Origin of the sequence: Bartonella massiliensis (genome assembly GCF_902150025.1) — a bacterium.
GTDB lineage: Bacteria > Pseudomonadota > Alphaproteobacteria > Rhizobiales > Rhizobiaceae > Bartonella > Bartonella massiliensis.
In genome coordinates this window covers 1-23,462 of sequence record NZ_CABFVS010000009.1, presented here as the reverse complement: position 1 = coordinate 23,462, position 23,462 = coordinate 1, and the positions used below count along the sequence as shown (strand labels likewise).

The window sequence follows — 23,462 nt, the reverse complement described above, 5'->3', positions numbered from 1 at the left end:
TCCTTGCGTGGCAATGATCACAGACGTCTCTTCTGTAACCACCACCTTAACCCGCGCACTATCCAAAAATCTACTGTTCAGGCGAAAACGCTAGACGATCACCTTGTTTTGTCACTGTCACGGCCATCTCGTCGTGAATTTCTCCAAACAAGATTTTTTCTGCGAGAGGATCTTGTATTTCCTTTTGGATAATACGCTTAAGCGGGCGGGCTCCATAAAGGGGATCATAGCCCTTATCAGCAAGAAATTCTCGTACTTCGGGTTCGATATGCAAGGTTATGTTGCGTTCATTGAGCAAACTTTGCAAATGTTGTATCTGAATATCAACAATGGCTTCCATATCTTTGCGTTGCAACCGTTGAAAAAGAATAATCTCATCAATACGGTTTAAAAACTCCGGACGGAAAGCCGCTTTTACAACATTCATGACATCATCTTTGGCTTGATCAACCATTTGACCTTCCGGCAAAGCGGTTAAAAATTCAGCCCCAAGGTTAGAGGTCATAATCAACAAAGTGTTACGAAAATCAACCGTTCTTCCCTGACTATCGGTCAAGCGCCCTTCATCCAACACTTGCAGCAACAAATTAAAGATATCCGGATGCGCCTTTTCAATTTCATCAAAGAGAATAACTTGATAAGGTCTTCTTCGTACAGCCTCTGTGAGCACGCCCCCTTCTTCATAGCCGACATATCCCGGTGGTGCCCCAATGAGACGCGCACCGGCATGTTTTTCCATATATTCTGACATATCAATCCGCAACATGGCATTAGGATCTTGGAAGAGAAAAGCCGCCAGCGCTTTGGTTAATTCGGTTTTTCCCACACCGGTAGGTCCCAAGAACATAAAAGAGCCCAGTGGACGATTGGGATCTTGCAACCCTGCCCGCGCACGCCGGACAGCACGTGCCACCGCTTGAACCGCTTCACCTTGTCCCACAACACGGGTTGCAATTTCATCTTCCATGCGCAAAAGTGCCTCGCGTTCTGCCTCCAACATCCGATCAACAGGAATGCCAGTCCAACGAGAAACAATCCGCGCAACATGTTCCGCGGTCACAGTTTCTTCAACGAGATGATTTTGTTGGTCATCATTTTCCGCTAAAGTCAATTGTTTTTCGAGTTCCGGAATAACACTATAAGCCAACTCTCCAGCGCGTTGGAATTGTCCATCCCGTTGTGCAATCGCCAAAGCATTGCGTGCTTCTTCGAGTTGTTTTTTCAAATCAGCAGCATGGCCTAATTTTTGTTTTTCAGCCTGCCAAGCCGTTGTCATCTCAGCGGACTGTTGTTCCAATGTTTCAAGTTCTTCTTGCACATTTTTCAAACGCTCTTTTGCCGTAGGCTCGACATCAGTTTTCAACGCTTCTCGTTCGATTTTCAACTGCAAAATACGCCGATCAATAGCATCGAGTTCTTCTGGTTTTGAATCAACCTGCATGCGCAAGCGTGCAGCGGCTTCATCGATCAGATCAATGGCTTTATCCGGCAAGAAACGATCTGTAATATAACGGTCTGACAACCGCGCTGCAGCAATCAAAGCACTATCTGCCAAACGTACTTTGTGGTGTTGTTCGTATTTTTCCTTAATCCCGCGCAAGATAGATATGGTATCCTCTAAAGAGGGCTCAGGCACAAAGACCGGTTGAAAACGGCGCGCAAGCGCCGCATCTTTTTCGACATATTTTCGATATTCATCCAAAGTTGTCGCCCCCACACAATGGAGTTCTCCACGTGCCAGAGCGGGTTTAAGCAAGTTTGAAGCATCCATTGGACCATCAGACTTTCCAGCCCCTACAAGGTTATGCAATTCATCAATAAAGAGAATAATCTGCCCATTTTCGGCTTGCACTTCTGCCAGCACTGCTTTGAGCCGTTCTTCAAATTCTCCGCGATATTTTGCACCCGCAATAAGTGCGCCCATATCCAACGCATAGAGTTGTTTATCACGCAAAGTTTCTGGAACATCGCCATTGATAATGCGTAGCGCTAACCCTTCCACAATGGCGGTTTTTCCCACGCCGGGCTCCCCAATCAGCACGGGATTATTTTTTGTGCGCCGTGAGAGTACCTGAATAGCACGTCGAATTTCTTCTTCTCGCCCAATAACGGGGTCGAGTTTTCCCTCGCGTGCATCTTTTGTGAGATCACGCGCATATTTTTGCAAGGCATCATATTGACCTTCAGCATGGGGGCTTGTGGCTGTTTTTCCTTTACGCAGATCATTAATGGCTTGATTAAGCGCTTGCGGGGTCAAGCCCGCCTTTGTGAGAATATCGGCTGTTTTTGCAGACTTTTCCATCAAAAGCGCTTGCAATATGCGCTCCACGGTAACAAATTGATCACCAGCCTTTTGTGCGAGCTCTTCAGCCCGCGCGAAGACTTTTGCCACCGGCTGCGAGAGATAGAGTTGTCCATTTCCCCCCTGCACTTTTGGCAAAGCCTCGAGTGCTTCTTTAAGGGTCGTTTGAATAAGTTTAAGATCGCCCCCTGCTTTTTGAATAAGTGACGCAGCCAATCCTTGTGCATCGTCTAACAAGACCTTTAAGACATGTTCCGGCATAAACTGCTGATGATCAGAAGCCAAAGCGTTATTTTGTGCTGATTGTAAAAACCCTTGCACGCGTTCACTATATTTTTCCAAGTTCATTTTTTTTCCTTTCTTGCACCACCGCTCTTTAAGCTCCCCCAAGCACTAAGGCAAGGAAGTGCACCGCCCACAAATACTGCCAGCAGTGTGAAGAATAATCGTCGTGCTAAAGGAAATATGGGTTCTCAACAGCCCCATAGCAAGAGGGGAAAAAGACGCACTGTTATTTTTCAATAAAAACTGCAACTCTTCTATAAATTCCAGAAACGCCACCATCAAAATCCTACCAACACAAGCTCTACGAGCAAGAACTCCACCACCTGCTGCCTCTATCCCCATCCCCAACGCTCTAAACCCCATTCCACGCCATCGTAAAAGTCCAAATCACACCCCACGGCTTGCACAACGCATACTCTCACACGCCCTAAAACTTCCCCTTTCCCTTTGACGCTTCCACGTTTTTACGTTTTTACATCTTTACAGAAATAAGCCAAACGAAACTTGCCACCCACCACGGCCCCTTCTTCAAAAAAAATGCCCCCCAAAGGATAAAACGTCTCTTCCCCCACGCCGCTCTATAAACAAAGATCTACAATCCCTATTTCTTACCCAACCAATATCCCCACAGACAGCACCCTCTCAAAAAGCATGTATCAGATTTCAAAAAACAAGCCCCATCCGCTCACGCTATTTTCATGCATCCCTTCACAGCACCTCTCATCCATACCACCGCCTTTTCATCCTCCACGCCACACTCTCTCCGCCATTCCCCCATCAATGCACCAATGCACTTAACACCACTCTTCATCCCAACTTATCCCTTCATTCCTTCCTGTCATACCCTCGCATCATGCCCCAACAGCGCTTTTTTCTTGCCAACCTTTTGAAATTCCTTTATTATCTAAAAGATATTTTGATCGTCCACGCAACGATCAAGAGGGAACTAAAAGCCCTAAACCCTAGCGTACAATTGAACCCGCTTTGCAGGTGTCCCGGAATTCCGGGAGATTTTGCACTGTCCAGGTGCTTTCTAGCACTAAAAGCAAAAAACTGACTCGGATTCAGTACTTTTAGACTCCCGGAATACCAACGCGAGGGCGCTCGCAAGTGGAGGGGGTGCAAAAGTGCAAACCAAAAATCCACATTTTCAAACTAAAAACTCACACTTTAACGACATTGCGATTGGCCAAAGAATTCGATACAGACGCATTGCCATGGGGCTTTCTCAAAAAGCCTTAGGAAGCTTTTTAGGTGTCAGTTTCCAACAAATCCAAAAATACGAAAAAGGGTTCAATCGTGTAAGTGCAGGACGTTTACTGGAAATCGCTCAAAAACTAGAGGTTCTGATGAGCTTCTTTTATGCAAATCTTTCAACAGCTGATATTGTCTCAAAAGACAATCACCCATACCATGATCAATACACCTATAGTGAAAAAGAACATACCCTTGTGAGAAACTTCAGAGAGCTTCAGCCCAAAAAACAAAAGGCAATTTTGTGCTTGATTTCTGATTAAGCAAAAGCACACCAAATTATTCGCTTATATATCCAGAAATCCCCCTGCTCAACATTCCCCATGGCTAATATCACCGCGCTGTCAAAGCGCCGTGTTTCAAAAGGCACAACAAACACGCCCCATTCTTTCACACTATTTTTACGCATCTTGTCACCCCAACTCTTATGCCCCCCCCCTATCCATACGCATCTTTCCTTCCTCCATTCCCTCATCAAAACCCCCATAGATTTATCTCCCTCTATCCCAACTTATCTCTCCATTCACAAGCCTCTTCACCCTCGATATTCTCACTCCCATTACACGCCATGTTACAAACCCAACATACCCCAAAGCTTGCACAACGCATAAAATCTTCCGCACCCTAAAACTTCCTCTTATTTTTTACGGCTCCACGTTTTTACGCTTTTGTGCATTTTAAGAAAACATTAAACGAAACTTCCAAACCGGCACCGAACATTCCCCTTCTTAAAAATGTTGCAAAATATAATTTATTTATTGACTATTATAAGCAAAATGTGTGAATTAATTTATATCAAAATGTGCATTTGCCTTATTACAAGAGCAAAAACATTTGTAAATTTTAATCATTTATAAGGAAATTTATCTCATGAAAGGTATTATTTTAATAGCGGCTCTGTTTTCTGTCTTTTTTTCAGTATTGTCCCCAGTAACAGTTAATGCATTACCGGTGGGGAATGCTTGGGGAATTAAGAGGGATGAGGTCGTGGACAAAATTGTAAAACAAAATGATTTTGGAGATAGAGAAAGAGAAATTCTTGATGTAATTATTGTTCCTGAAAGATATAACCTCTTTTCATATAATCCGAACAGATTTAAAATTGAAAAAAGGGATCATATGATTCTTAGAGCTATGGGATTGAGGAATGGATGTGTGGATCTTGACCCGAGAGAATATAGTGGACAAAAATGGATGTCGTGCTCTGTTAATTCAAATTAGTAAATAGAGATAGAAGCAAAGCATTTTTGTGTTACATAGGATGCTTTGCTTTACAAAGCTTCCTTGCTTTACAAAGCTTCCTTTATTTTAGCGATTTAGCTCTTGGAAAGATCGACTGATTGGTGTGTTTTTGAAATATATTATCCATGGTCGTAGATAACATGTTGGCTAAAGTGGTCGAGTGCAAGCTTTTCTTTAAAGAACCAGAAGGGATTTTCATCTCTTAGATCTTTTAATAGGAATTTTATTTTGATCGTAATCGAATTTCGTCTTTTTCTATTTTTTCAATAAAAGTAGCAACTTCTTCTTTATACCTAGAAAGAATGGTAAGAATAATTGAAGTCCAGCTTCATAGAATACAAACATCCCTCATAAAGGAACACACATCCAAGCTAAAGGGAAAATACTTCACCATTCTTACCAAAATTTTATCTAAGTTAACGGGTCTACAGTTTTACTTCTTAAAGCAATTTCCCTTCAAACATTTCCTCGTTATCTATTCCTTTGAGATAAACCGCCAAAGGGTTTTCATCGGTTATAAGTACGCACATAATAACGTGTTACGTCACCCTCTTCATAATAGACAGTAGACAGAATACCTATATCGATTGGCATTATTTGATAAGTTAAAATGACACCATTTGGCTGTTTTTTTGGTTGATCTGTATAGATCACGCGATATCCACTGCGTTGCAACAGATTGATAAATAAAGGTGCAAAATTGTCTTCTATTTTACTTTTTTTCACAATAAGTGTTGTGTGAGCTGGCGGTAAAGATTGTTTAAGATTGTGAACAAAATCATGAGCAATTAATTTTATATCAGCTTGCGTAATATTTTGAGCAACATAATTTGAATGATTCATAGATGCACAACCAGCCACCAACACAAGCGGTAACGGTAATAAATATCTTGGCATCTCGAAGCCCCCTATCAATTGTATCCTCTCCTGCAAGGCTCCTACACAAAAAAGTAAGAGCAACCTTGCTAAGAAGCAAATGTTAACAATGTATCGACTTGTAATCAAGTGCTCGTAAATTAATTTTTCACACATTAAAAAAAGTGCCCCAAAGGACACAGAGCTTCCACCCCGTGCTCTCGTAAACAACAATCCAATCTCTCTCCCCACGCCCCCACCGTCCAATCACCGCCCCCTCAAACGACGCTATTGCATCAAGCTTCAAAAAAAAGCCTTATCCCCTCACACCAACTCTTATACACACACCCCTATCCATACGCATCTTTCCTTGCTCCATTCCCTCATCAAAACCCCCATAGATTTATCTCCCTCTATCCCAACTTATCTCTCCATTCACAAGCCTCTTCACCCTCGATATTCTCACTCCCATTACACGCCATGTTACAAACCCAACATACCCCAAAGCTTGCACAACGCATAAAATCTTCCGCACCCTAAAACTTCCTCTTACTTTTTACGGCTCCACGTTTTTACGCTTTTACGGCTTTACAGAAAACAACCAATGAAACTTGCAAACCACCACCCTTCTTAAAAAAATCTCCCAAAGGATAAAACGCCCCTTTCCCCACACCGCGCTCACTAAATAACAGTCTAGCCTCCTACCCAACGCCCCCCACTTCATCGAAGTTTACCCCGCACCAACCTATCTTAACATCCTCCTTCAAACGAGGAAAGTTCATCAGACAGGGCCAAACAAGCCTCCTAAAAATTCAACACACACGCATACAAAAAAACACCACGTGTAAAAATTCTAACTCACTACACAAAACGATAGTATGTTAGAATACAATAGGCCTCTTTAGCAGGAAACACTCTCGCTTTTATTTAAGTTTTATTCTCCCCCCAACAGTTTCCTAACATTCAATTTTTCTATCTCCAGCCTTACTCTCCCCCAATTCCCTTGCAATCTCATGTCTTTTTCACCCAACCTTCCCTCTCAACGCACATGCCTAGCGCTTTCTTGACATCTCACCTTCTCTCAGACAAACCAGCCCCCTACTTCACCGTTATTCCCAAGTCTTGCCTCAAGACACAAAGTTTACGCAAGCTATTCCGCCTCAAAACGCAAAGCGCACGCAAGCTCCACCATAGGAATTCCCCTTTTAAAGAATGCCCTCCTTTATTCTTCTTCATCGCTAACTTGTGGTGAAGGTGGTAAGATATAAGCACTTGGAAAGCCAGCGATTAAGATCAATAGCGCGACATCCGTGTGGAACAAAAAGGATAAGCAGATTTTTGTGACATCTTACCACAAATAGGCAAAAAAATACGAAAGACTATCCCCCTAATCACACAACTCTAAATTGTTTCTGATAACACCAATACCTTAAAATGCCTACGTTTCCGCCCAACTCAAATACCTGAATTTTCCCTGCTCAAAACATCAAACTTTCTCTTAAAAAAAATCCTCTTCAGTAGCAGACAACGCGTTTATCAAAGCAGCATCTCCTCAACTGCTCCCCATTTGCTCACATTCAACTTTTCCCCAAAAGCCTATAAACGAAAATACCCAAACATTTCTTGAGTCTCATTTCTCATGCCAGCCGAAATTAAAAACTGCCTTCAAATTCAAGACGCAAAGTTTACGCAAGCTATTCCGCCTCAAAACGCAAAGCGCACGCAAGCTCCACCATAGGAATTCCCCTTTTAAAGAATACCCTCCTTTATTCTTCTTCATCGCTAACTTGTGGTGAAGGTGGTAAGATATAAGCACCTGAAAGCCAGCGATTAAGATCAATAGCGCGACATCGAGGAGAACAAAAAGGATAAGCAGATTTTTGTGACATCTTACCACAAATAGGACAAGGATGTGGAGGACGAGACTCTTTTGGTAAATCAGTCTCTTTTGGCTCAAAGCATTCTTTTTGCTCTGAAAACGTCCTTTGACTTTGAGATATTGGTGTTTTTTCCTCTTCCATTAATTTTTCTTCTGTTCCTTTTTTCATTTTTCTTTATTTGATTTTGCCTTATTTCATTTTTGCTTTTCACTTTTTAGTACTTTTTTTGCTGTCTTTCACCCTACATGGCTTTTGCCTAAAAATTTTTCTACTGCATTTCTTCAATCCAATGAGTGTAAAGTGGGTAATGATAAGCGTTCAAGAGATCGGCTGTTTCAGCCAAAGGCAATCCCACGACATTTGAGTAAGAGCCGGCGATATAGACCACAAAAGCCCCTGCTTTTCCTTGGATAGCGTAGCCACCCGCTTTCCCTTGCCATTCTCCTGAAGCAAGGTAAGCCTTCATCATAGGAGAGGTTAAACGTCTAAAACGCACACGACTTTCAACCAATTTGACGGTTATTTTTCCCTGTTCATTCAAGGCACAAATGGCACCATAAACCTTGTGCGCCCGTCCAGAAAGGTATCGTAAACATTCATACGCCTCATCCTCTCCTTCCGGTTTGGGAAGAATGGTACGCCCCACAGCCACCACTGTATCAGCCGCCAAGATAATTGTTTTCTGCTCAGATACTTTTTTTTGAACGTTTTGCAATTTTTCTTTCTGCAATTTTTCTTGGGTGAGTTTCTGGCTTTCTTGGATCTTTTGTGTGTACCAGTGCACATTCTCTTGCGCTTTGAGTGCTTTTTCCTTTGCCAAACGTTTGGCAAGGTTTGCGGGATGTTCTTTTAATTTTGGTGTTTCATCAATATCGCTTGCATAAACCAGCTGCGGCTCAATGCCCATTTGCGCGAGAAGCATTAAACGCCGTGGTGAAGCGGAGGCAAGGACCAAATGAATTTCTTCCTCCCGATGCGTTTTTCTCCCAAGAGTTTTTGCCAAACGTTTTTTCCCCCACTCTGTTAAAATTTTCATTTTCACCCCTTATAACACTTGGCTTTTCTCTTACCCCATTTTAAGCGACCTTGATCTCCTTAATTCTTTTATGCACTGATTTTATACCTTTTCAAGGTCATTTTAAAAATTCACCTTTTCTCACGCAGAGAAAGCACCCTCAAAATTGACTAAAAATAATAGAAATAAAGAGCTTTTATATAAAAGCACAAGCCAGCCATGCTGCTACTTATAGCGGTATGTGATGCGCCCTTTTGTCAAATCATAAGGGGTCATTTCCACCATGATTTTATCACCAACCAACACCCGAATACGATTTTTTCGCATTCTTCCAGCAGTATGCGCAATAATTTCATGATCATTTTCCAGTTTCACACGAAACATCGCATTCGGTAAAAGTTCAGTAACGATACCAGAAAATTCTAAAACTTCTTCTTTTGACATAAACAATTATTTCCTTTACAGTGCACGTGCTTTGTTAAGATGTGCGTTATTTTTCAGCGTTCATACCCTATTTTCTCAAATTTGTGAATAAAAATTCACAAAAAGGGAAAGGTTTTTCAAGTTTTCTCTCTTATGTTCTCAAAAAACCGCACCGCACACTCTAAGAGTCAAAACTTTTTCTCCAGCCATTTTATCCACTCATTTCTGCTCATTTTTATTTTGGTTTCAAAATAACAAGAATACTCCCCAAGTTTTTCTCAGCACACTTCCTTTCCCCTCTCCTCTTCATCAACGCCCCAACATATTGCCTTTCTTCACCACAACTTACTCACTCCATTCCACACCATCATACCCTCGCATCACGCCCCAACAGCGCTCTCCATCGGCAACTTATTCCTCCATTCACAAGCCTCTTCATCCTCAAATCCTCTCACCCCATTCCACGCCATGATAAAAGCCCAAAACACCCCCAAAAATACATACACAACGCATAAACAAAGCGCACACAAAGTATAAAGCTTCCACGCCCTAAAACTTCCCCTCATTCTCACTTCAATCCCCCTCGTTTTTTATTTAATTCCTCCCGTTTTTTCCTTCCATCCTAGAGACGAAACTGGACTTTATCGCCCAGCTCATTATCATCCGGTTCATTATCACATGGATCAACACAAAGTTTTTACGACCCCATTTTACCCCCCAAACTGTAATTATTACAGGATCCATAAGAAGCATTTTACGTTTTTTTTAAGGATTTTTTTCCACATGCCGCGCTTTTTTATAACAGACAAAGATCGATTAAATGGATTGACGCTAAGGAAATGGAACATGAGAGAACTTTTTTGATTTTCTCCTTAGCATATCCACCATGATAAAATATCCTTCCTTGAAATTAATATTTTTTCATAGGAAGAATCATGATCAAAACGCGCATCCTTTTCTAGGATAAAGGCTTCACACTGAAAGAAAATATCTAAAAAGAAAATAAAAAAAAAGGCTCGTCTCTTACAAACAAACCTTTACAGAAAACTATTTAAATAATTTTCAAAATTTTAAATTAAACCTTCTTGAAACACTAAAGGCATCTCAGAAGCACCAAAATGAATACGGGCCTTTATCTAATACAATGTTAAAAAAAATCAAGAGCCCCCAAAAATTATTGTTAATGATTCTTTAAAAACAGAACTTTTAACCCACACCGCTCGATAATCCTCCAGTTCAATAACGCAGTCCTCTAATTGAGTAATCTGGCCCCCTCTTCAACGCCGCGTTCATAATAGCACCGCATCCATGACAGTGCAAAAACTTTACAAAGCCAATCTTCCCTTACAAACTCAAGCCCAAGCACTCTTAGGAAGCCGACACATCTTATCCAGTCCATGTTATCCAATCCATTGCTGGTAAATGGTTTTATGGTGTTGTTTGCCATAAGAGAGCTTTTGTTTTTTCTATTGTTTTTCAATCAACATTCAACCCCAAAACAATCGCATGTTTAAGACAACAATTAAGACGTTTCAACGCTGTTCGAACGGCCCCAGCTTTTCCATGCCCAATAGAGGCAAATGTATTGCATCTCTTTAGGTTGCGTAATCTCTAAAACCAGCCAAACACTCTAATTTGACACCCTAATTTAGCACTCTAATTTAGCAGCCTAATTTGAAAAAAATATGCAGCTTTAAAGGTGCAAACCAGTTTCCATCTTTACCATTATTCTTTCATTCGGCTTTACGACTTTCAAAAGCATCTAAAGCGATATCTTTTAAATAATGGAAATGACACATTGCCTTTTGTTTTTCACGTGTTTTTAATGGGAGGGCACCCTTCACGTAAAATAAAAATGCCCCAAATGAAATATAGGGTATGCTGCAGTTTCACGGGTTGATTTTTAAAGAAACGTCTCTCAAAGCGCACAGCACACCCATTTTGCAATAGTGGTTTGTAAATTTTACGACAGCCCCCGTGAAAGAGTATAACAGTAAAGCCATTAAGCCCCCATCTTTACGTTTCGTGAAGAAACACGCCAGCACTACCATACACTTGCGCTAGCCTTAGAATATTGCAACAGATCTTGGGCTTGTAAGACGGTGCATGAAAAGCTACTTTTATTCCTTTTTTGTCCAGTTTCACGCCACACGCGCTCATCTCACTTGTGATGTGCAAGCCTGTGATTTTTTTAATGGCAAGATAAACAAATTTGAAATGATAAAAATCTCATATTATCCGGGGCTTTCATTCAAGTTGAACAACACTCTATTATTGTTATAAATCAAAGTGTTGTACTCATAAAAAAACAAGCGGAAATCTTAAAATCTCCGCTTCTTTAGCAGTAAAACTACGATAAAAAATAATTAAAAAACTTTAAGACTGTGAAGGGAACCAATTTGATAGCAATTCATACCTTACAGGATCATCAGCGCATTGTCCTCCACCACATTCTAGAATGGTGGAAATCAAATTTGCTGCAATTAAAAACACAAATAAAAAACTTGCTGTTTTACTTAAAATTGGAAAAGGAGAAAATTCTTTGAACTTGTGTGCCAATTCGCCTAAAACCATAAGGCAAGTAACAGAAAAGATACAAAGGACAGAAATAATGAAGGCCCAAGTATAAAAATGCAATCCAAAAAACGTTGAACCATATCCCAAATCATCAGGTGTGATATGTAAAAACACCTGCCGTGCCGCGATGATACTGGTTACCATACACCCGAGAATAACCATGCCATAATGAGTATTTTTCACCTTATGGTGAATATTAAGCAAGAACCCAAATCCTGCCAGCATTAATCCAACGCGTTGCAGTAAACAAAGGGGACAAGGTAATTCAAACTTTACCAACTGATAATAAAAAGCGACCACCAATACAATGGATAACCCAATCAATCCTAGCGTATTCATAAAGATGACGAAATGGGGATTTTTTTGTTCAACATTTTCCATGGTTATTCTCTCAAAAAGATAAATTTAAAGTAGAAGTTGCGTGATGATTAAAGGTTAGAAGAATGACAACGAACAAAAGTGCCCATAAAACATAACTTATATTTTTTTTGCCATACACTGTCGTTATCGCAGTACCTAAAGCGATTAAAAATGGAAAAAACATTGCTTTTAAATCTCCTTCTTAAATTCCGGTGTTTTTCTTAATATCCCGGTATTTCACTCTTAATTTCTTAATTTATGAGTATTCAACATATTACAAAATTAGGCAAAAAAGAGACAATGAACTTATTATTCACACTTCATCTTTCACTTTATTTATGTAAAGAAATGAAGAACTCTATACGTGTCCCCTAATGCCTTCCAACAAAAGAACAAAAGCATTGATTATTCACGTTCTTTGATCTTAGCCGTTATTCTTTATCTTAGTTGTTATTTAGTCGTTATAAAGAGCCTATTTCCCCCCCCCCATTTATAGCTAAAGTGCAAAAACAAGGAACCTTTGAAATTGCGAGAGATTTCTTGATCTTTATTCTAAAAGAACATCCTCATTTGCAACGCATTTTTGCCATAAAACCTCTTTTTGTTTTCATAAATGTTTCAAATTACGCCACTTTTTACGATATATGGTAAACGTGCTTATTTTAGCAAATAAAAAATGAAACATTTTCTAAAGATCTTATAGCTAAAGGCTTTTCCAGCATGTATTTTTTTGCTTGCTCTTCAAGTATAAAGACACCCAGCAATATAACCGCCCAATTTTAACACCACAAGCTTATAAGGATAGGGCTTTATGAACTTGAAGACGATAATTTTTTCGCTGTTGTTGCACCTCTTCAAATTTTTATCTTTCAATTTTATAAAAAAAACTGTTTCTCTCTCATCAATTGGCTTTGCAAAGAGCGTATAAAACTCTTAAAAAAAATAATGGTAGAGAATCGCCTTGAATCTTTAAAAAGAATGGCGTTTAATAAGGATAGGAAATGACAAAAAAATCATGTGATGTCGGGATTTTAATGGGCAGCCAATCCGATTGGCAAACGATGTGTCATAGTGCAGATATTTTGACGAAACTTGGTATTTCTCATAGTTCGCACATTGTCTCAGCCCACCGAACCCCTGAACGCCTTTACCAATTTGCCAAGGAAGCAAAAGCAGCAGGTTTTAAAGTTTTAATTGCCGGTGCGGGAGGGGCAGCCCATCTTCCTGGTATGCTCGCAGCACTCACCCCTCTTCCTGTTTTTGGCGTTCCTGTGCACTCACAATCTTTCTCTGGTCAAGATTCTTTGCTTTCGATCGTGCAAATGCCCGCAGGCATACCGGTTGGTACACTGGCCATTGGCAAAGCAGGCGCCATTAATGCCGCCCTTTTAGCCGCCGCCGTTATGGCCGTTTACGATCACGATCTCGCCCAACGATTAGAAGATTGGCGTCAGCAACAAACAGCCAATGTCGCCAAAACGCCTGTATCAACGCCTGTGACGGAAGCTTAAAATGACCCCCTCCTCCAATACACCCGCTTCACCCAACACACCCGCATCGTCCAACACCACTCCTTCACCCAACGCGTCCATGCCCTCCCACACCCGCACGCCCTCCAGCATTCTCTCTCCAGGCAGTGTCATTGGTTTAATCGGTGGGGGACAATTGGCACGTATGCTCGCCATAGCGGCCGCAGAATTAGGGTTTCGAACGGTTATTTTTTGCCCTGAAGCCGATTGTCCAGCGGCTCAAACAGCCAACAAGCATATTGTTGCTGCCTATGATGATCTCTCTGCCTTAGATGATTTTATTTCTCAGTGTGATGTTGTCAGCTATGAATTTGAAAATCTTTCGCTTCAAACGGTTCAATATGTAGAAAAGAGCAAGCCTGTTTATCCTTCTTCCAACGCCTTAGAGATCACACAAGATCGACTTTTTGAGAAACAATTTTTGCGTGATCAAGGAATTGGCACCGCTTCATGGCATGCAGTTGACGACTCTTCTTCTCTTGTTTCTGCTCTTGATGCCTTAGGCAAGCGTGGTCTTTTAAAGACGCGTCGTTTTGGTTATGATGGCAAAAACCAGATCAAGCTTGATCGCCCCGATGAACAAACCCTTGAAGAATCTTTAAACACTTTTCAAGATCAGCCTTGTATTTTGGAAGAAATCGTTCCTTTTTTATCGGAAATTTCGGTTCTCTCGGCCCGCACAAAACAAGGCGAGCATATTTTTTATGATTGTCCTGAAAACCAACATAAAAACGGGATTCTTCATAAGTCCTTTGTTCCTTCCCATATTCCCCTTGACGTGCAAAAAGCCGCCCAAGAAATCAGCGTTAGAGTGATGAATGCTCTCAATTATGTTGGTGTTCTTTGCATTGAATTTTTTGTCTTAACAGATGGGCACCTTTTAGTGAATGAATTAGCACCGCGTGTCCATAATTCTGGTCATTGGACACAAAAAGCATGCATCACTTCACAATTTGAGCAACATATCCGTGCTATTTGTGGCCTTCCCTTAGGCAGTCCCTATCGCCACAGCGATTGCCAAATGATAAATCTCCTTGGGAACAATTTGAAAACTTTAAAATATTATCTTACGCAAGAGCGCACTTCGATCCATTTATATGGCAAAAGCACAATTCGCCCCTACCGTAAAATGGGACACATCATCCAATTAACCGGTCCAGCCAGCAAATCTTAACCCGCACACAGATCGAAACACACACTTTCACACTTTTCCACCCCTTTTTACACTTTTTGGCACCTCTTCACACAGTGCTTCTCACATGAACTGCAAAAACACCTCCACACCGCTCAACCACCCAACGGCTCAACAGAACCCTCCTACCCCTTCAACACTTCCTTAACAAGGCTTCAAGCCTTCCTATAAGCGCTTCACGCCTCCTATAAGCCCTGCTCTTTTAAAAATTCCATCTTTTTTCACCCCCATAAAAACAAAACACCAACACCACCCAACAGCTCAGCAACTCAGCAACCCAACAGCTCAACTGCCCCCCTCATCCTTCATCTTCCCCCATCCTTACCACACCTCGCCGCAGTACCCCTCATTCTTGCTAATACCGCAGCAGTGCCCCCTTGATCCTTGTCACACCCCCTTCTTTTCAAAAACATCCCCAAAAACTCAACGCCCTCCACCCAACCCTCCAACGACTCCCCCCACCTTCCACAGCATCATGCTTCTCTCATGTAATATTCCTTCACTTCCTTGTTTATCCTATCGTTAGCGAATATCCCCGCAAGAAAACTCCCTAACACCACTCAACAATCCAGCAGCTCAACAGTTTTCCCTAACCTTTCACTCCTTGCAACACTCCCCTTAACAACACTTATTTGTTTCATGCCAAAAAACTTTTAGCTTATTTTCATCCCTTATCCTTCTTTTGCTTTTTTACGTTCAAGACAATCATCAAAACACCCTAGGAAATTTGTCACACAGCCTTGACAAGAATAAGGTTTCTTGTTAAATTCTCGCTGTTTTTTCGTAATTTTCACTTATTCGTTGTACCAGTGAAGGAGGTTAATACGTACCTTAAAGGTGCGTTTTTCTTTTTATGGTCACAGTGAATAAAGTGTGTCGTGTAATGTTATGATGCAATGATGATCGCATAATGCAGTGTTCATGTGCAGTATGTTGTCATAGTGGTGCTTGCAAAGTTATGTTATAGTTTGCAATTGTTATGGTTTGTAAGTATTGTGTTATAATGTTGTGTTATGTAAACTGTTTAAACGGTGAATAGGATGAAAATTAAAAATTCGCTTAAAGCACTCAAGGAACGCCATCGTAATAATCGTTTGGTGCGCCGTAAGGGTCGTATTTATATTCTTAATAAAACGAATCCCCGTTTTAGAGCACGTCAGGGTTGATTCTTTTAGGTATTTTATGCCTACTTTTTGTAGGCTTAAAAATTGAGAGGTTTAAAGTTTTTTTAAAATCTCTTGGGGGATATAAGTTTGTTGGTTGCGAGTCCACTATTTGATTACGAGTCCAATATTTTATAATGTTTGGTGTTTTATCTTTTGAGGACTTGATGGATCTTTCTATTTTAAAGGCTGTTCGATTTTTTCAAGTGCGTTTTTTCTGTATTTTCCAACGCACTTTTTTCCTTTCTGTAGTTGGTATTTTTTGTTTCATTTCTTCTGGCTATGGACAAAATCCTCCTTCACTTCCACAAGATCGGCCTTCTCCACAATCGCTTTTGCCGTTAGATGATCTCATTCCCAATTCTCCTCCTTCATCCTCCACGCCCTATGATTCTGACTCGTCTGCAATAACTCTTGAAGATTTTGACTCAGAACAACTTTCCCCTGTTGACAGATTTAAGCAACGCAAAGAAGCAGAAGTTTTACGTTTACTAAAAGAATTAAAATATTGTGCTGATGTTGCAAAAGCCAAAAAGATCAATCAACAACTTCAACTTTTATGGTCCCAATCGGGGAGTGAAACAATTGATCTTTTGATGTCATGGGCTGAAAATGCGATCAACAGTGACGATTATGGACTTGCGCTTGATTATATTGATAATGCTCTTGCCCTTTTACCAACATACGCTGCAGCTTGGGTAAGACGTGCTTGGATTCACATTCAACTCAGTGATTTCAAGCTTGCCATGCTTGATCTCAAACATGCTCTTGAGCTTGAACCACGCAATTACAGTGCTTTTTTTGAACTTGGTATTACCATGGAAGCAACAGAGCGCCCAAAACTTGCTCTTAAAGCCTATGAAAAAGCATTAGATTACTACCCACAAATGCAAAAGCTTCAAAAGCACATTGAAGATTTGTTAGACGAACAAACACCCCAAGCACTTTAATATCCATAAACAAACCATTTTACCCATAACTTCAAGCGTGCATAAACGCCCCCCCACCTCCACCGAATAAACCCGCCCGATAACCACCACGAAAACGCCCTCCACGCCATTGACCATGGCGTAAAAATTTAAAGCCCGTGCACCAATAGAAGCAACAGAGCACCCAAAACTTGCTCTTAAGACTGATGAAAAAGCATTAGATGACACCCCACAAATGCAAAAGCTTCAAAAGCGCATTGAAGATTTGTTAGACGAACAAACACCCCAAGCACTTGTGTTCCCCATAAACAAACCATTTTGCGTATAACTTCAAGCTTGTATAAGCCGTGCTTGGCTTTACATCTCAGCTTAGAACCATGAACACTCCTCCGCAATTATAATATCTTTGTCGTTTTTGAAACTTGTTTTTTTAAAGGCAACCTCCCAACACTTTCCTTTACAGAATTTTTCTCATAGCTCCATTCCATTGAGTGATAAAAAAATGTGTTTTGCATATGAGATAAGAGACCCCTCGTCAGGTTCTCTCATTTCAAATTTATTGATAGTAAAGCACTCAAAACCATATCTCGTGACATTATAAGCAAAGAAGCTTACGGATAGAACGCGTACAAGAAAGGCATACCTTTTCATAAACTGTTTTAAGTGCCAAGAGATGATCTGCAACACTCAAAGGCTAGCTAAAAGTCGTGTGATGATACCGGCGCATCTCTTCACAAGCGTAAAAGTGGGGGAGTTCAATGGGTAATCACCATGGGATTTTTTTTAACTTAAAGTGCAACATCCCACCCTTCAGACCATTACGAGGCGCTAAAAAAACACTTAAGATATGCATCAAGGGGATTATCTCATAAGCACCACTATCAACAGCATTCTTACAGTATAAACAGCATCTTATGGCATGAACAAGGTAAAATTTAATATGGCTCACCCATTTCTATGCATGTTTTCCTCACACAAGATATTCACTTTTCTTCTTCTTTAAATTGTTATTAATTTCTCAACAAAATGATAACCGCCAATCCCCATTCTAGTACTTGGCACTTTGATAGTTTTACCAAAATGGAAATCATCTAATGAATTGATATGAGGCGTTAACATTTCAGAAGGTATTGCTAAACAAACTGATTTAAAAGTCCCATCACTAAATTCTAGACAATATCGTCGACGAGATAAATATTTAGCTGCGATAATTTTTTATCGCTATTTTCTAATTTCCAAGCGCCTATTTTAGAGGGATGAATATTTAATTTTTGAGCATTTTCGGTTTTAAGACAATGGATACTATCGGTGTCACAATAGATGAAATTTTCAACACCAATTTTGTAAATAGACTCAATTAAAAACACACGCGCATAGCTGTTCATAAAAATGGCAATAGGAAGATATCCGCATTTTCTATAGAAAGGTTCATCTTTTCTATAGAATCTTTGAAGATCATTTTCAAATTCTATGAAACATTCATACCTTCTTGGATTTTCACCAAATTTTCCAGACAGCGTATTAAGAAACATTTTTCCTATCCGTTTTATCGTTTTGTCATCTGAATTTTTTATTTTTAAAAATTCATTAATATATTCATTAAAGAAACAATCTTTTGCTTTAAATACATAACCATCAAGGCATTCCAATTTTTCGTAATGATAAGATTCTTTAAATAATTCAAACTCTGGAAGCGTTAGCATGAATGTTTTTTTCTCATCCATTTCATGTTCTGACACATGTGTGAGATATTCAACACCTCCGCGTAGTAATGGTGTGTTATTGTTTAACATTGGTATTTTATTAGGTTTTAATTCCGCTGAATTAACATAAAACCTTTGTATTCCTAAACTAAATGTGCGGTTCGTTTCTATCTTGCCTCTGTAATAATATGGTCTTTCAATTGGAAGAGGCTTTAACATCATGGCAGGGCCCATGCTGTTTACATCATAAACTTCAATTTCCTCTTTAATGAGAGGGTCCTGATTTTTATTAAAAAAAACAAAAACCACCTTGGTAAGCAGGTCTTAATAATTCGTCATCAGGAATCTCTAAAGAAGGTATTAAATTTGTTTCTTTTGCTATTTTTTTATATTTTTTCTTTCCATACTGCTTTAGCATCGGCTGCAAGAGTCATTTTATTTCTCCCCCATTGGAGCCTTTTTTTAAGAGCAATGGCTAATCCCTTGGCTCTATTGATAGAGCAGTCGATATCGTTTTGATGAATAACAACATCATCAATATAATCAAATAAATAAACTTTTTTTGATTTAAATAAAAGTGCTGATTTAAGAACTCTGTCATGTTGTGAGATAAAATCACAAAAAGTAGGTGTTATGGGATCATTTTGATTAAAATGACACCAAGATCTTATGATCGCATAATCATAGTTTCGGTCATAAGCATAAAATCTTGTATTTTTTTCTGTTCTTTTCATAAAATCTAAAAAAAGTTTAACAGGATCACCCTCGTTTATTGTAAAAACCGTGACATCTCTTGGCCATTCAACGTTAACAATCGAAACCATATAAAGTACAACCGGTTCTTTCATTGTTGCTATGAAAGAAAAACTAAACAATTTACTAAAGTTAATCGGTCTCATGTCTCCTCTCTCTGAAGTTTTTCTATCTCTATTTTCTATTTCTTTATTGTGTTCACTTTATTTTAACTGTAAAAAAATATGGTTTCTTTACTCTATATTTCTCTTCGCGCGATACACTTGATCGCTTGCCCCCCCGTGATTACGCCTATGATTGCCACCCCCATCATTGACAATATTTTTTTACAAACTTGAAAAATCATCGGAGCAAAAAACATCCACAACGTACCTTCACCATTGATAAAATAGCCTTAACATACACGTCACAAAGCAAAAACTTGCAACCGCCCCGCCAAAAGAGATTTGAATTCAACCAATATCCCTTCCCCTTCACGCTTTTCTGCAAACATTGTCCCGAAAGAACTAATCTAGCATTGCCTCAAACGCGATCATCAAACCTTGCTCTCGAAAGAATATCCCATGCAAAAAATTGCTTTACGCACCCATTCATCGTTTTTTGATTTTTTTTACGTCGCACAAGTCATTCATCCATCATGCAGCCATTTCTATCCCCCCAGCAAAGTTGTAAAAAAACTCTTGAAAAACTTTATGAAAAATAAGCCATTGCGATTATTTTTTCTCTAGTAAAAAATCTGAAATTGTTTTACATTAAAGAGGGTGTTCTGCGCTTCTCGACAGGGAAATAACGTATTCCTGAGACCTTAGTGATCTCCAAGGGAGCTGTCCCTGATTAAGCCCGTGGGCTTTTTCATATGGCGCCCACCTATTTGTATAGGTTCCCGGGGTCAACTTTTTCCATCGGCTGTTGTGGATCACCCTTTTTTGCGTCATTCCCCCTAACAACTTTCCTCTCCTAAACTTTCCCTCTTAAAGCTTTTTCCCTAAAGCCTTACCCCCCCCCCTAAACTTTTACCAGAGACAAAAATTGCCAAAGATAAAATTGATCATGTCCTTTTGCATGAAATGCCCCCTTTTTTATGAACGCTCTTTTCTATAAGCTGAGCTATTGATTTATCAGGAATATTCATTTTTTTGCATGTTAAACGAGAATCTAGAATCTAAATTCTCTGTTCCCAAACCCTCTCCTATTGAAGCCCTCAACCCCATGTTTCTTGCACACCACCATTAGCATTGGCATAAGAATAAACAGGAAACAAGAAAACGATACCTTTTCATGCATTGCCGAGCAAGCCCAAGGAATCATCTATAATATTGGAAGCTAAGGTTATGTGGTAGAACCGGCTTGCTCTTTTATGACGCAGCAAGGTATTGATTTATAATGATAATTTATCTTTATTGATATTGAATTGAGAGTCTCGAATATCCTAAGATACTCTCATTTCAAATCTTTTTATCTTGAATCAATCAAAATCAAAAGTGATATCGACGAGACAATGCCCCAATCTGATAAAACAGCTTCATCTCACCGTGCCGAACTGCGCAAAAGTGGTTTATCGTCTCAAAATACCCTTTAATGAGAAGAGCGTGTGCTGTTTTCATGAACCCTGCCTGTTGCCATTTTATTGAACATCTTGAAAAACAAGGAACAGATTTTTCACGTCTCATTTTAGCGGGCTATTGGCCCATCAAATCGGAAGTTGACCCGCGCCCTCTTCACAGAAGCAATAGCATCACGCGGTGGACGTTTAGCCTTACCCGCCGTCCTTGATGCCACCACCATGATTTTTCGATCATTTTCATCTCACACGACTCTTAAAGCCCCAAACGTTTTGTCACCCATGGTCCCACATGCAACCCCCAGAACCCCGATACAGCCCCCGATACAGAAAACGCCACTGTTTTCCCCAATAATATTCTTGTTCCACTTTCTGTATTTGATCGTCACTGTCACTCTCTTGGCTATGGAGAGAGTTATACGACGCTTATTTGATAAGCGCAGCTTTTGTCCATAAAGCGGTTGATAAAAGATCAACCATGGGTACAATAGATAAAATAATGGATACCGGTAGCCTATAAAACGCCAGAGCTTATAAAACGCTAGATTTGGAAAGTGATATCGACGAGACAATGCCCCAATCTGATAAAACAGCTTCATCTCACCGTGCCGAACTGCGCAAAAGTGGTTTATCGCGTCGTGATACCCTTTCAAAAGAAGAGCGTGTGCTGTTTTCACAACGTGCCTGTTGCCATTTTATTGAACATCTTGAAAAACAAGGAACAGATTTTTCACGTCTCATTTTAGCGGGCTATTGGCCCATCAAATCGGAAATTGACCCGCGCCCTCTCATGGAAGCAATAGCATCACGCGGTGGACGTTTAGCCTTACCAGCCGTACTTGATGCCACCACCATGATTTTTCGTTCCTTTTCATCCAACACGACTCTCGAACCCATGCGTTTTGGCACTTTTGGACCAGGAGCAGAAAATGCCACTGTTTTCCCCAATAATATTCTTGTTCCACTTTCTGCATTTGATCGTCATTGTCACCGTCTTGGCTATGGAGGTGGATATTACGACCGCGCCACTGAAGTGCTTGAAAAACAAGGACATAAAATGGCATTATGGGGCATAGGTTTTTCGTGTCAAGAGGTTTCCTCTATTCCAGCAGCCGAACATGATCTACAAGTTCAAGGAATTTTTACAGAAAAAGGTTTCTTAAAATATTAAAATGTGATTAAAGCACCTATGCGGTTTTTATTTTTGGGTGACATTGTTGGTAACACAGGCTGTAAAGTTGTTTTTGAGCATCTTCCTCAACTGATTGAGAAATGGCAGCTTGATTTTGTTGTGGTGAATGGTGAAAATGCCTCTGGTGGTTTTGGTCTTAAGCAAGAAACATATCAAGATCTTTTAATGGCTGGTGTTGATGTTATCACCACCGGCAACCATGCTTTTTCCCAAAAAGAAGCCTTACAGTATGCCCATGAGAGCGATCGTTTTTTACGTCCTGCTAATTTCTCGAAAGAGACTCCCGGCAGAGGAGTTGGTGTTTTTACTTCAAAAAATGGTGCACGTGTTCTTGTTGCCAATCTTTTGGGCAGTATTTTTATGCCGTATAAAGTAAGTGATCCCTTTGAAACAGCGGAAAATATTCTGCTCGCTTGTTCGTTGATGGAGCAAGCTGATACCATTATTTTTGATTTTCACGCAGAAACGACGAGCGAAAAGCAATGTTTTGGTCATTTTCTTGATGGTCGTGTCAGTGTTATCGTTGGCACGCATACACATATTCCCACCGCTGATGCACAGATTTTAGAAGGCGGCAGTGCTTATTTAACAGATGCCGGCATGTGTGGCGATTACAACTCATCCCTTGGCATGGATAAAGAAGAACCGTTACACCGTTTTCTTTACAAAAAGAAGCAAGATCGTTTTGAACCAGCGCGTGGTCCTGCTACCCTTTGTGGTTTTGCGGTTGAGATTTCAGACCGCACAGGCTTAGCAGAAAAGGTTTCGGCGGTTCGCATTGGTCCGCATTTAAAGCCTGAAGTTCCAGATTTCTGGTAAGCTTCTTTTAAGCCGCCCTCCTTTTTTAAAGCCCGCCTCTTTTTTATGAAGCCCCCTTTGATGCTCACACACCATTTGTCCCTTTTTAAAAACGCAGCAAGACGATTTTTCACCCTCCTGCAAAATTTAAGCATCAAAGAAAGCAAACTCTTTTAAAAGAGCACACATCACCCTCCTCCCATCTCCAAAGGGCTGGCCACCACAGCACACACCCCCAAAGCCAATCTTTCCCCTTCCCAATCTTTCCCCTTCTATGAACGATGAAAAGAAAACGGCTTACTTCTACCCCTTTATCAAGCAGAGATTTAAGTCCCCCATTAAATAAGGACTTGCCACCGAACATATCTTAAAAATGCCTGAAATAACCCCTTGATGCCAACCCGATGCCAACCCGATGCCAACCCGATGCCAACCCGATGCCAACCCGA

General features: G+C 40.3%; 22 protein-coding genes, 1 other RNA gene and 1 pseudogene. 10 read left to right on the top strand and 14 right to left on the bottom strand.

Features of this window, described 5'->3' with window-relative positions; translation table 11 throughout:
- Window positions 1-70: 70 nt before the first annotated feature.
- From clpB to FNZ60_RS10405, 3 genes are all read right to left on the bottom strand, one after another.
- Window positions 71-2,650 (bottom strand): ATP-dependent chaperone ClpB, encoded by a 2,580-nt coding sequence (gene clpB / locus FNZ60_RS02355; protein WP_142416122.1) that lies wholly within the window; start codon window positions 2,648-2,650, stop codon window positions 71-73.
- 45 nt (window positions 2,651-2,695) lie between these two features.
- Window positions 2,696-2,950: a hypothetical protein gene (locus tag FNZ60_RS02350; RefSeq protein ID WP_142416121.1), complete on the bottom strand. Its 255-nt coding sequence runs from the start codon at window positions 2,948-2,950 to the stop codon at window positions 2,696-2,698.
- A 322-nt stretch (window positions 2,951-3,272) separates the two neighbouring features.
- Window positions 3,273-3,398 carry a hypothetical protein gene (locus FNZ60_RS10405; RefSeq protein WP_281280236.1) on the bottom strand — a complete coding sequence of 42 codons (126 nt, stop codon included), beginning with the start codon at window positions 3,396-3,398 and terminating at the stop codon, window positions 3,273-3,275.
- Window positions 3,399-3,714: 316 nt separating this feature from the next.
- Here FNZ60_RS10405 and FNZ60_RS02345 point away from each other — a divergent pair, with 316 nt between their 5' ends.
- A complete protein-coding gene (locus tag FNZ60_RS02345) occupies window positions 3,715-4,104 on the top strand; it encodes a helix-turn-helix domain-containing protein (protein ID WP_142416120.1) in 390 nt (129 codons plus the stop codon).
- Here FNZ60_RS02345 and FNZ60_RS02340 read toward each other — a convergent pair.
- On the bottom strand, window positions 4,101-4,328 hold the full coding sequence (locus tag FNZ60_RS02340) for a hypothetical protein (RefSeq protein ID WP_142416119.1): 228 nt from the start codon (window positions 4,326-4,328) through the stop codon (window positions 4,101-4,103). The two genes, FNZ60_RS02345 and FNZ60_RS02340, sit on opposite strands and share 4 nt — an antisense overlap.
- Before the next feature lie 383 nt (window positions 4,329-4,711).
- Between FNZ60_RS02340 and FNZ60_RS02335 the strand changes: the two genes are divergently transcribed.
- Window positions 4,712-5,062: a hypothetical protein gene (locus FNZ60_RS02335; protein ID WP_142416118.1), complete on the top strand. Its 351-nt coding sequence runs from the start codon at window positions 4,712-4,714 to the stop codon at window positions 5,060-5,062.
- Between the two features lie 528 nt (window positions 5,063-5,590).
- On the opposite strand, the gene FNZ60_RS02330 is transcribed toward FNZ60_RS02335, so the two are convergent.
- The 7 genes and pseudogenes from FNZ60_RS02330 to FNZ60_RS10020 all read right to left on the bottom strand — a co-directional run bounded on the left by FNZ60_RS02330 (window position 5,591) and on the right by FNZ60_RS10020 (window position 12,377).
- Window positions 5,591-5,980, bottom strand: coding sequence for a hypothetical protein (locus FNZ60_RS02330; RefSeq protein WP_142416117.1), 390 nt, complete (start codon window positions 5,978-5,980; stop codon window positions 5,591-5,593).
- 1,180 nt (window positions 5,981-7,160) lie between these two features.
- Window positions 7,161-7,300: pseudogene (yacG, locus tag FNZ60_RS10025) on the bottom strand (DNA gyrase inhibitor YacG); the annotation flags it as partial.
- A 404-nt stretch (window positions 7,301-7,704) separates the two neighbouring features.
- Window positions 7,705-7,986: a DNA gyrase inhibitor YacG gene (gene yacG, locus FNZ60_RS02320; protein ID WP_185913440.1), complete on the bottom strand. Its 282-nt coding sequence runs from the start codon at window positions 7,984-7,986 to the stop codon at window positions 7,705-7,707.
- A gap of 100 nt (window positions 7,987-8,086) precedes the next feature.
- Window positions 8,087-8,854, bottom strand: a complete 768-nt coding sequence (locus tag FNZ60_RS02315; protein WP_142416116.1) for a Maf family protein — start codon at window positions 8,852-8,854, stop codon at window positions 8,087-8,089.
- 204 nt (window positions 8,855-9,058) lie between these two features.
- Complete coding sequence (infA, locus tag FNZ60_RS02310) at window positions 9,059-9,277, bottom strand: translation initiation factor IF-1 (protein WP_007346335.1); 219 nt, start codon at window positions 9,275-9,277, stop codon at window positions 9,059-9,061.
- 2,355 nt (window positions 9,278-11,632) lie between these two features.
- A complete protein-coding gene (locus FNZ60_RS02305; protein WP_142416115.1) occupies window positions 11,633-12,214 on the bottom strand; it encodes a disulfide bond formation protein B in 582 nt (193 codons plus the stop codon).
- 10 nt (window positions 12,215-12,224) lie between these two features.
- Window positions 12,225-12,377 (bottom strand): DUF5993 family protein, encoded by a 153-nt coding sequence (locus FNZ60_RS10020; RefSeq protein WP_246054702.1) that lies wholly within the window; start codon window positions 12,375-12,377, stop codon window positions 12,225-12,227.
- A gap of 817 nt (window positions 12,378-13,194) precedes the next feature.
- On the opposite strand from FNZ60_RS10020, the gene purE reads away from it, so the two are divergent.
- From purE to FNZ60_RS02285, 4 genes are all read left to right on the top strand, one after another.
- Complete coding sequence (gene purE / locus FNZ60_RS02300; protein ID WP_142416114.1) at window positions 13,195-13,704, top strand: 5-(carboxyamino)imidazole ribonucleotide mutase; 510 nt, start codon at window positions 13,195-13,197, stop codon at window positions 13,702-13,704.
- 1 nt (window position 13,705) lies between these two features.
- Window positions 13,706-14,896, top strand: coding sequence for a 5-(carboxyamino)imidazole ribonucleotide synthase (locus FNZ60_RS02295; RefSeq protein WP_142416113.1), 1,191 nt, complete (start codon window positions 13,706-13,708; stop codon window positions 14,894-14,896).
- A 1,058-nt stretch (window positions 14,897-15,954) separates the two neighbouring features.
- Window positions 15,955-16,080, top strand: a complete 126-nt coding sequence (gene ykgO / locus FNZ60_RS02290) for a type B 50S ribosomal protein L36 (protein WP_013545486.1) — start codon at window positions 15,955-15,957, stop codon at window positions 16,078-16,080.
- Between the two features lie 164 nt (window positions 16,081-16,244).
- Window positions 16,245-17,027: a tetratricopeptide repeat protein gene (locus FNZ60_RS02285; protein ID WP_142416112.1), complete on the top strand. Its 783-nt coding sequence runs from the start codon at window positions 16,245-16,247 to the stop codon at window positions 17,025-17,027.
- Window positions 17,028-17,058: 31 nt separating this feature from the next.
- Here FNZ60_RS02285 and FNZ60_RS10400 read toward each other — a convergent pair whose 3' ends face one another.
- The 3 genes from FNZ60_RS10400 to FNZ60_RS02275 form a co-directional block, all read right to left on the bottom strand.
- Complete coding sequence (locus FNZ60_RS10400; protein ID WP_281280235.1) at window positions 17,059-17,190, bottom strand: hypothetical protein; 132 nt, start codon at window positions 17,188-17,190, stop codon at window positions 17,059-17,061.
- Between the two features lie 985 nt (window positions 17,191-18,175).
- The gene (locus FNZ60_RS02280; RefSeq protein ID WP_142416111.1) at window positions 18,176-19,018 is read right to left on the bottom strand and encodes a DNA polymerase; all 843 of its coding nucleotides are present in this window, start codon (window positions 19,016-19,018) and stop codon (window positions 18,176-18,178) included.
- Window positions 19,019-19,095: 77 nt separating this feature from the next.
- Window positions 19,096-19,608 carry a hypothetical protein gene (locus tag FNZ60_RS02275; protein ID WP_142416110.1) on the bottom strand — a complete coding sequence of 171 codons (513 nt, stop codon included), beginning with the start codon at window positions 19,606-19,608 and terminating at the stop codon, window positions 19,096-19,098.
- 614 nt (window positions 19,609-20,222) lie between these two features.
- Between FNZ60_RS02275 and ssrS the strand changes: the two genes are divergently transcribed.
- The 4 genes from ssrS (at window position 20,223) to FNZ60_RS02255 (ending at window position 23,034) form a co-directional block, all read left to right on the top strand.
- Window positions 20,223-20,384: non-coding RNA, 6S RNA (gene ssrS, locus FNZ60_RS02270), on the top strand.
- 680 nt (window positions 20,385-21,064) lie between these two features.
- The gene (locus tag FNZ60_RS10575; RefSeq protein WP_425456827.1) at window positions 21,065-21,235 is read left to right on the top strand and encodes a hypothetical protein; all 171 of its coding nucleotides are present in this window, start codon (window positions 21,065-21,067) and stop codon (window positions 21,233-21,235) included.
- A gap of 359 nt (window positions 21,236-21,594) precedes the next feature.
- Window positions 21,595-22,194 carry a 5-formyltetrahydrofolate cyclo-ligase gene (locus tag FNZ60_RS02260; RefSeq protein WP_142416109.1) on the top strand — a complete coding sequence of 200 codons (600 nt, stop codon included), beginning with the start codon at window positions 21,595-21,597 and terminating at the stop codon, window positions 22,192-22,194.
- 18 nt (window positions 22,195-22,212) lie between these two features.
- Window positions 22,213-23,034 carry a TIGR00282 family metallophosphoesterase gene (locus FNZ60_RS02255; RefSeq protein WP_142416108.1) on the top strand — a complete coding sequence of 274 codons (822 nt, stop codon included), beginning with the start codon at window positions 22,213-22,215 and terminating at the stop codon, window positions 23,032-23,034.
- The last annotated feature ends 428 nt before the right edge of the window (window positions 23,035-23,462 follow it).

Excerpts from the sequence above, each read along its gene's own strand:
- clpB (WP_142416122.1), bottom strand. The coding sequence starts at position 2,650 with ATGAACTTGGAAAAATATAGTGAACGCGTGCAAGGGTTTTTACAATCA.
- FNZ60_RS02350 (WP_142416121.1), bottom strand. The coding sequence starts at position 2,950 with ATGGGGTTTAGAGCGTTGGGGATGGGGATAGAGGCAGCAGGTGGTGGA.
- FNZ60_RS10405 (WP_281280236.1), bottom strand. The coding sequence starts at position 3,398 with ATGAAGAGTGGTGTTAAGTGCATTGGTGCATTGATGGGGGAATGGCGG.
- FNZ60_RS02340 (WP_142416119.1), bottom strand. The coding sequence starts at position 4,328 with ATGGGGGTTTTGATGAGGGAATGGAGGAAGGAAAGATGCGTATGGATA.
- FNZ60_RS02335 (WP_142416118.1), top strand. The coding sequence starts at position 4,712 with ATGAAAGGTATTATTTTAATAGCGGCTCTGTTTTCTGTCTTTTTTTCA.
- FNZ60_RS02330 (WP_142416117.1), bottom strand. The coding sequence starts at position 5,980 with ATGCCAAGATATTTATTACCGTTACCGCTTGTGTTGGTGGCTGGTTGT.
- yacG (WP_185913440.1), bottom strand. The coding sequence starts at position 7,986 with ATGAAAAAAGGAACAGAAGAAAAATTAATGGAAGAGGAAAAAACACCA.
- FNZ60_RS02315 (WP_142416116.1), bottom strand. The coding sequence starts at position 8,854 with ATGAAAATTTTAACAGAGTGGGGGAAAAAACGTTTGGCAAAAACTCTT.
- infA (WP_007346335.1), bottom strand. The coding sequence starts at position 9,277 with ATGTCAAAAGAAGAAGTTTTAGAATTTTCTGGTATCGTTACTGAACTT.
- FNZ60_RS02305 (WP_142416115.1), bottom strand. The coding sequence starts at position 12,214 with ATGGAAAATGTTGAACAAAAAAATCCCCATTTCGTCATCTTTATGAAT.
- FNZ60_RS10020 (WP_246054702.1), bottom strand. The coding sequence starts at position 12,377 with ATGTTTTTTCCATTTTTAATCGCTTTAGGTACTGCGATAACGACAGTG.
- purE (WP_142416114.1), top strand. The coding sequence starts at position 13,195 with ATGACAAAAAAATCATGTGATGTCGGGATTTTAATGGGCAGCCAATCC.
- FNZ60_RS02295 (WP_142416113.1), top strand. The coding sequence starts at position 13,706 with ATGACCCCCTCCTCCAATACACCCGCTTCACCCAACACACCCGCATCG.
- ykgO (WP_013545486.1), top strand. The coding sequence starts at position 15,955 with ATGAAAATTAAAAATTCGCTTAAAGCACTCAAGGAACGCCATCGTAAT.
- FNZ60_RS02285 (WP_142416112.1), top strand. The coding sequence starts at position 16,245 with ATGGATCTTTCTATTTTAAAGGCTGTTCGATTTTTTCAAGTGCGTTTT.
- FNZ60_RS02275 (WP_142416110.1), bottom strand. The coding sequence starts at position 19,608 with ATGAGACCGATTAACTTTAGTAAATTGTTTAGTTTTTCTTTCATAGCA.
- FNZ60_RS10575 (WP_425456827.1), top strand. The coding sequence starts at position 21,065 with ATGAACCCTGCCTGTTGCCATTTTATTGAACATCTTGAAAAACAAGGA.
- FNZ60_RS02260 (WP_142416109.1), top strand. The coding sequence starts at position 21,595 with ATGCCCCAATCTGATAAAACAGCTTCATCTCACCGTGCCGAACTGCGC.
- FNZ60_RS02255 (WP_142416108.1), top strand. The coding sequence starts at position 22,213 with ATGCGGTTTTTATTTTTGGGTGACATTGTTGGTAACACAGGCTGTAAA.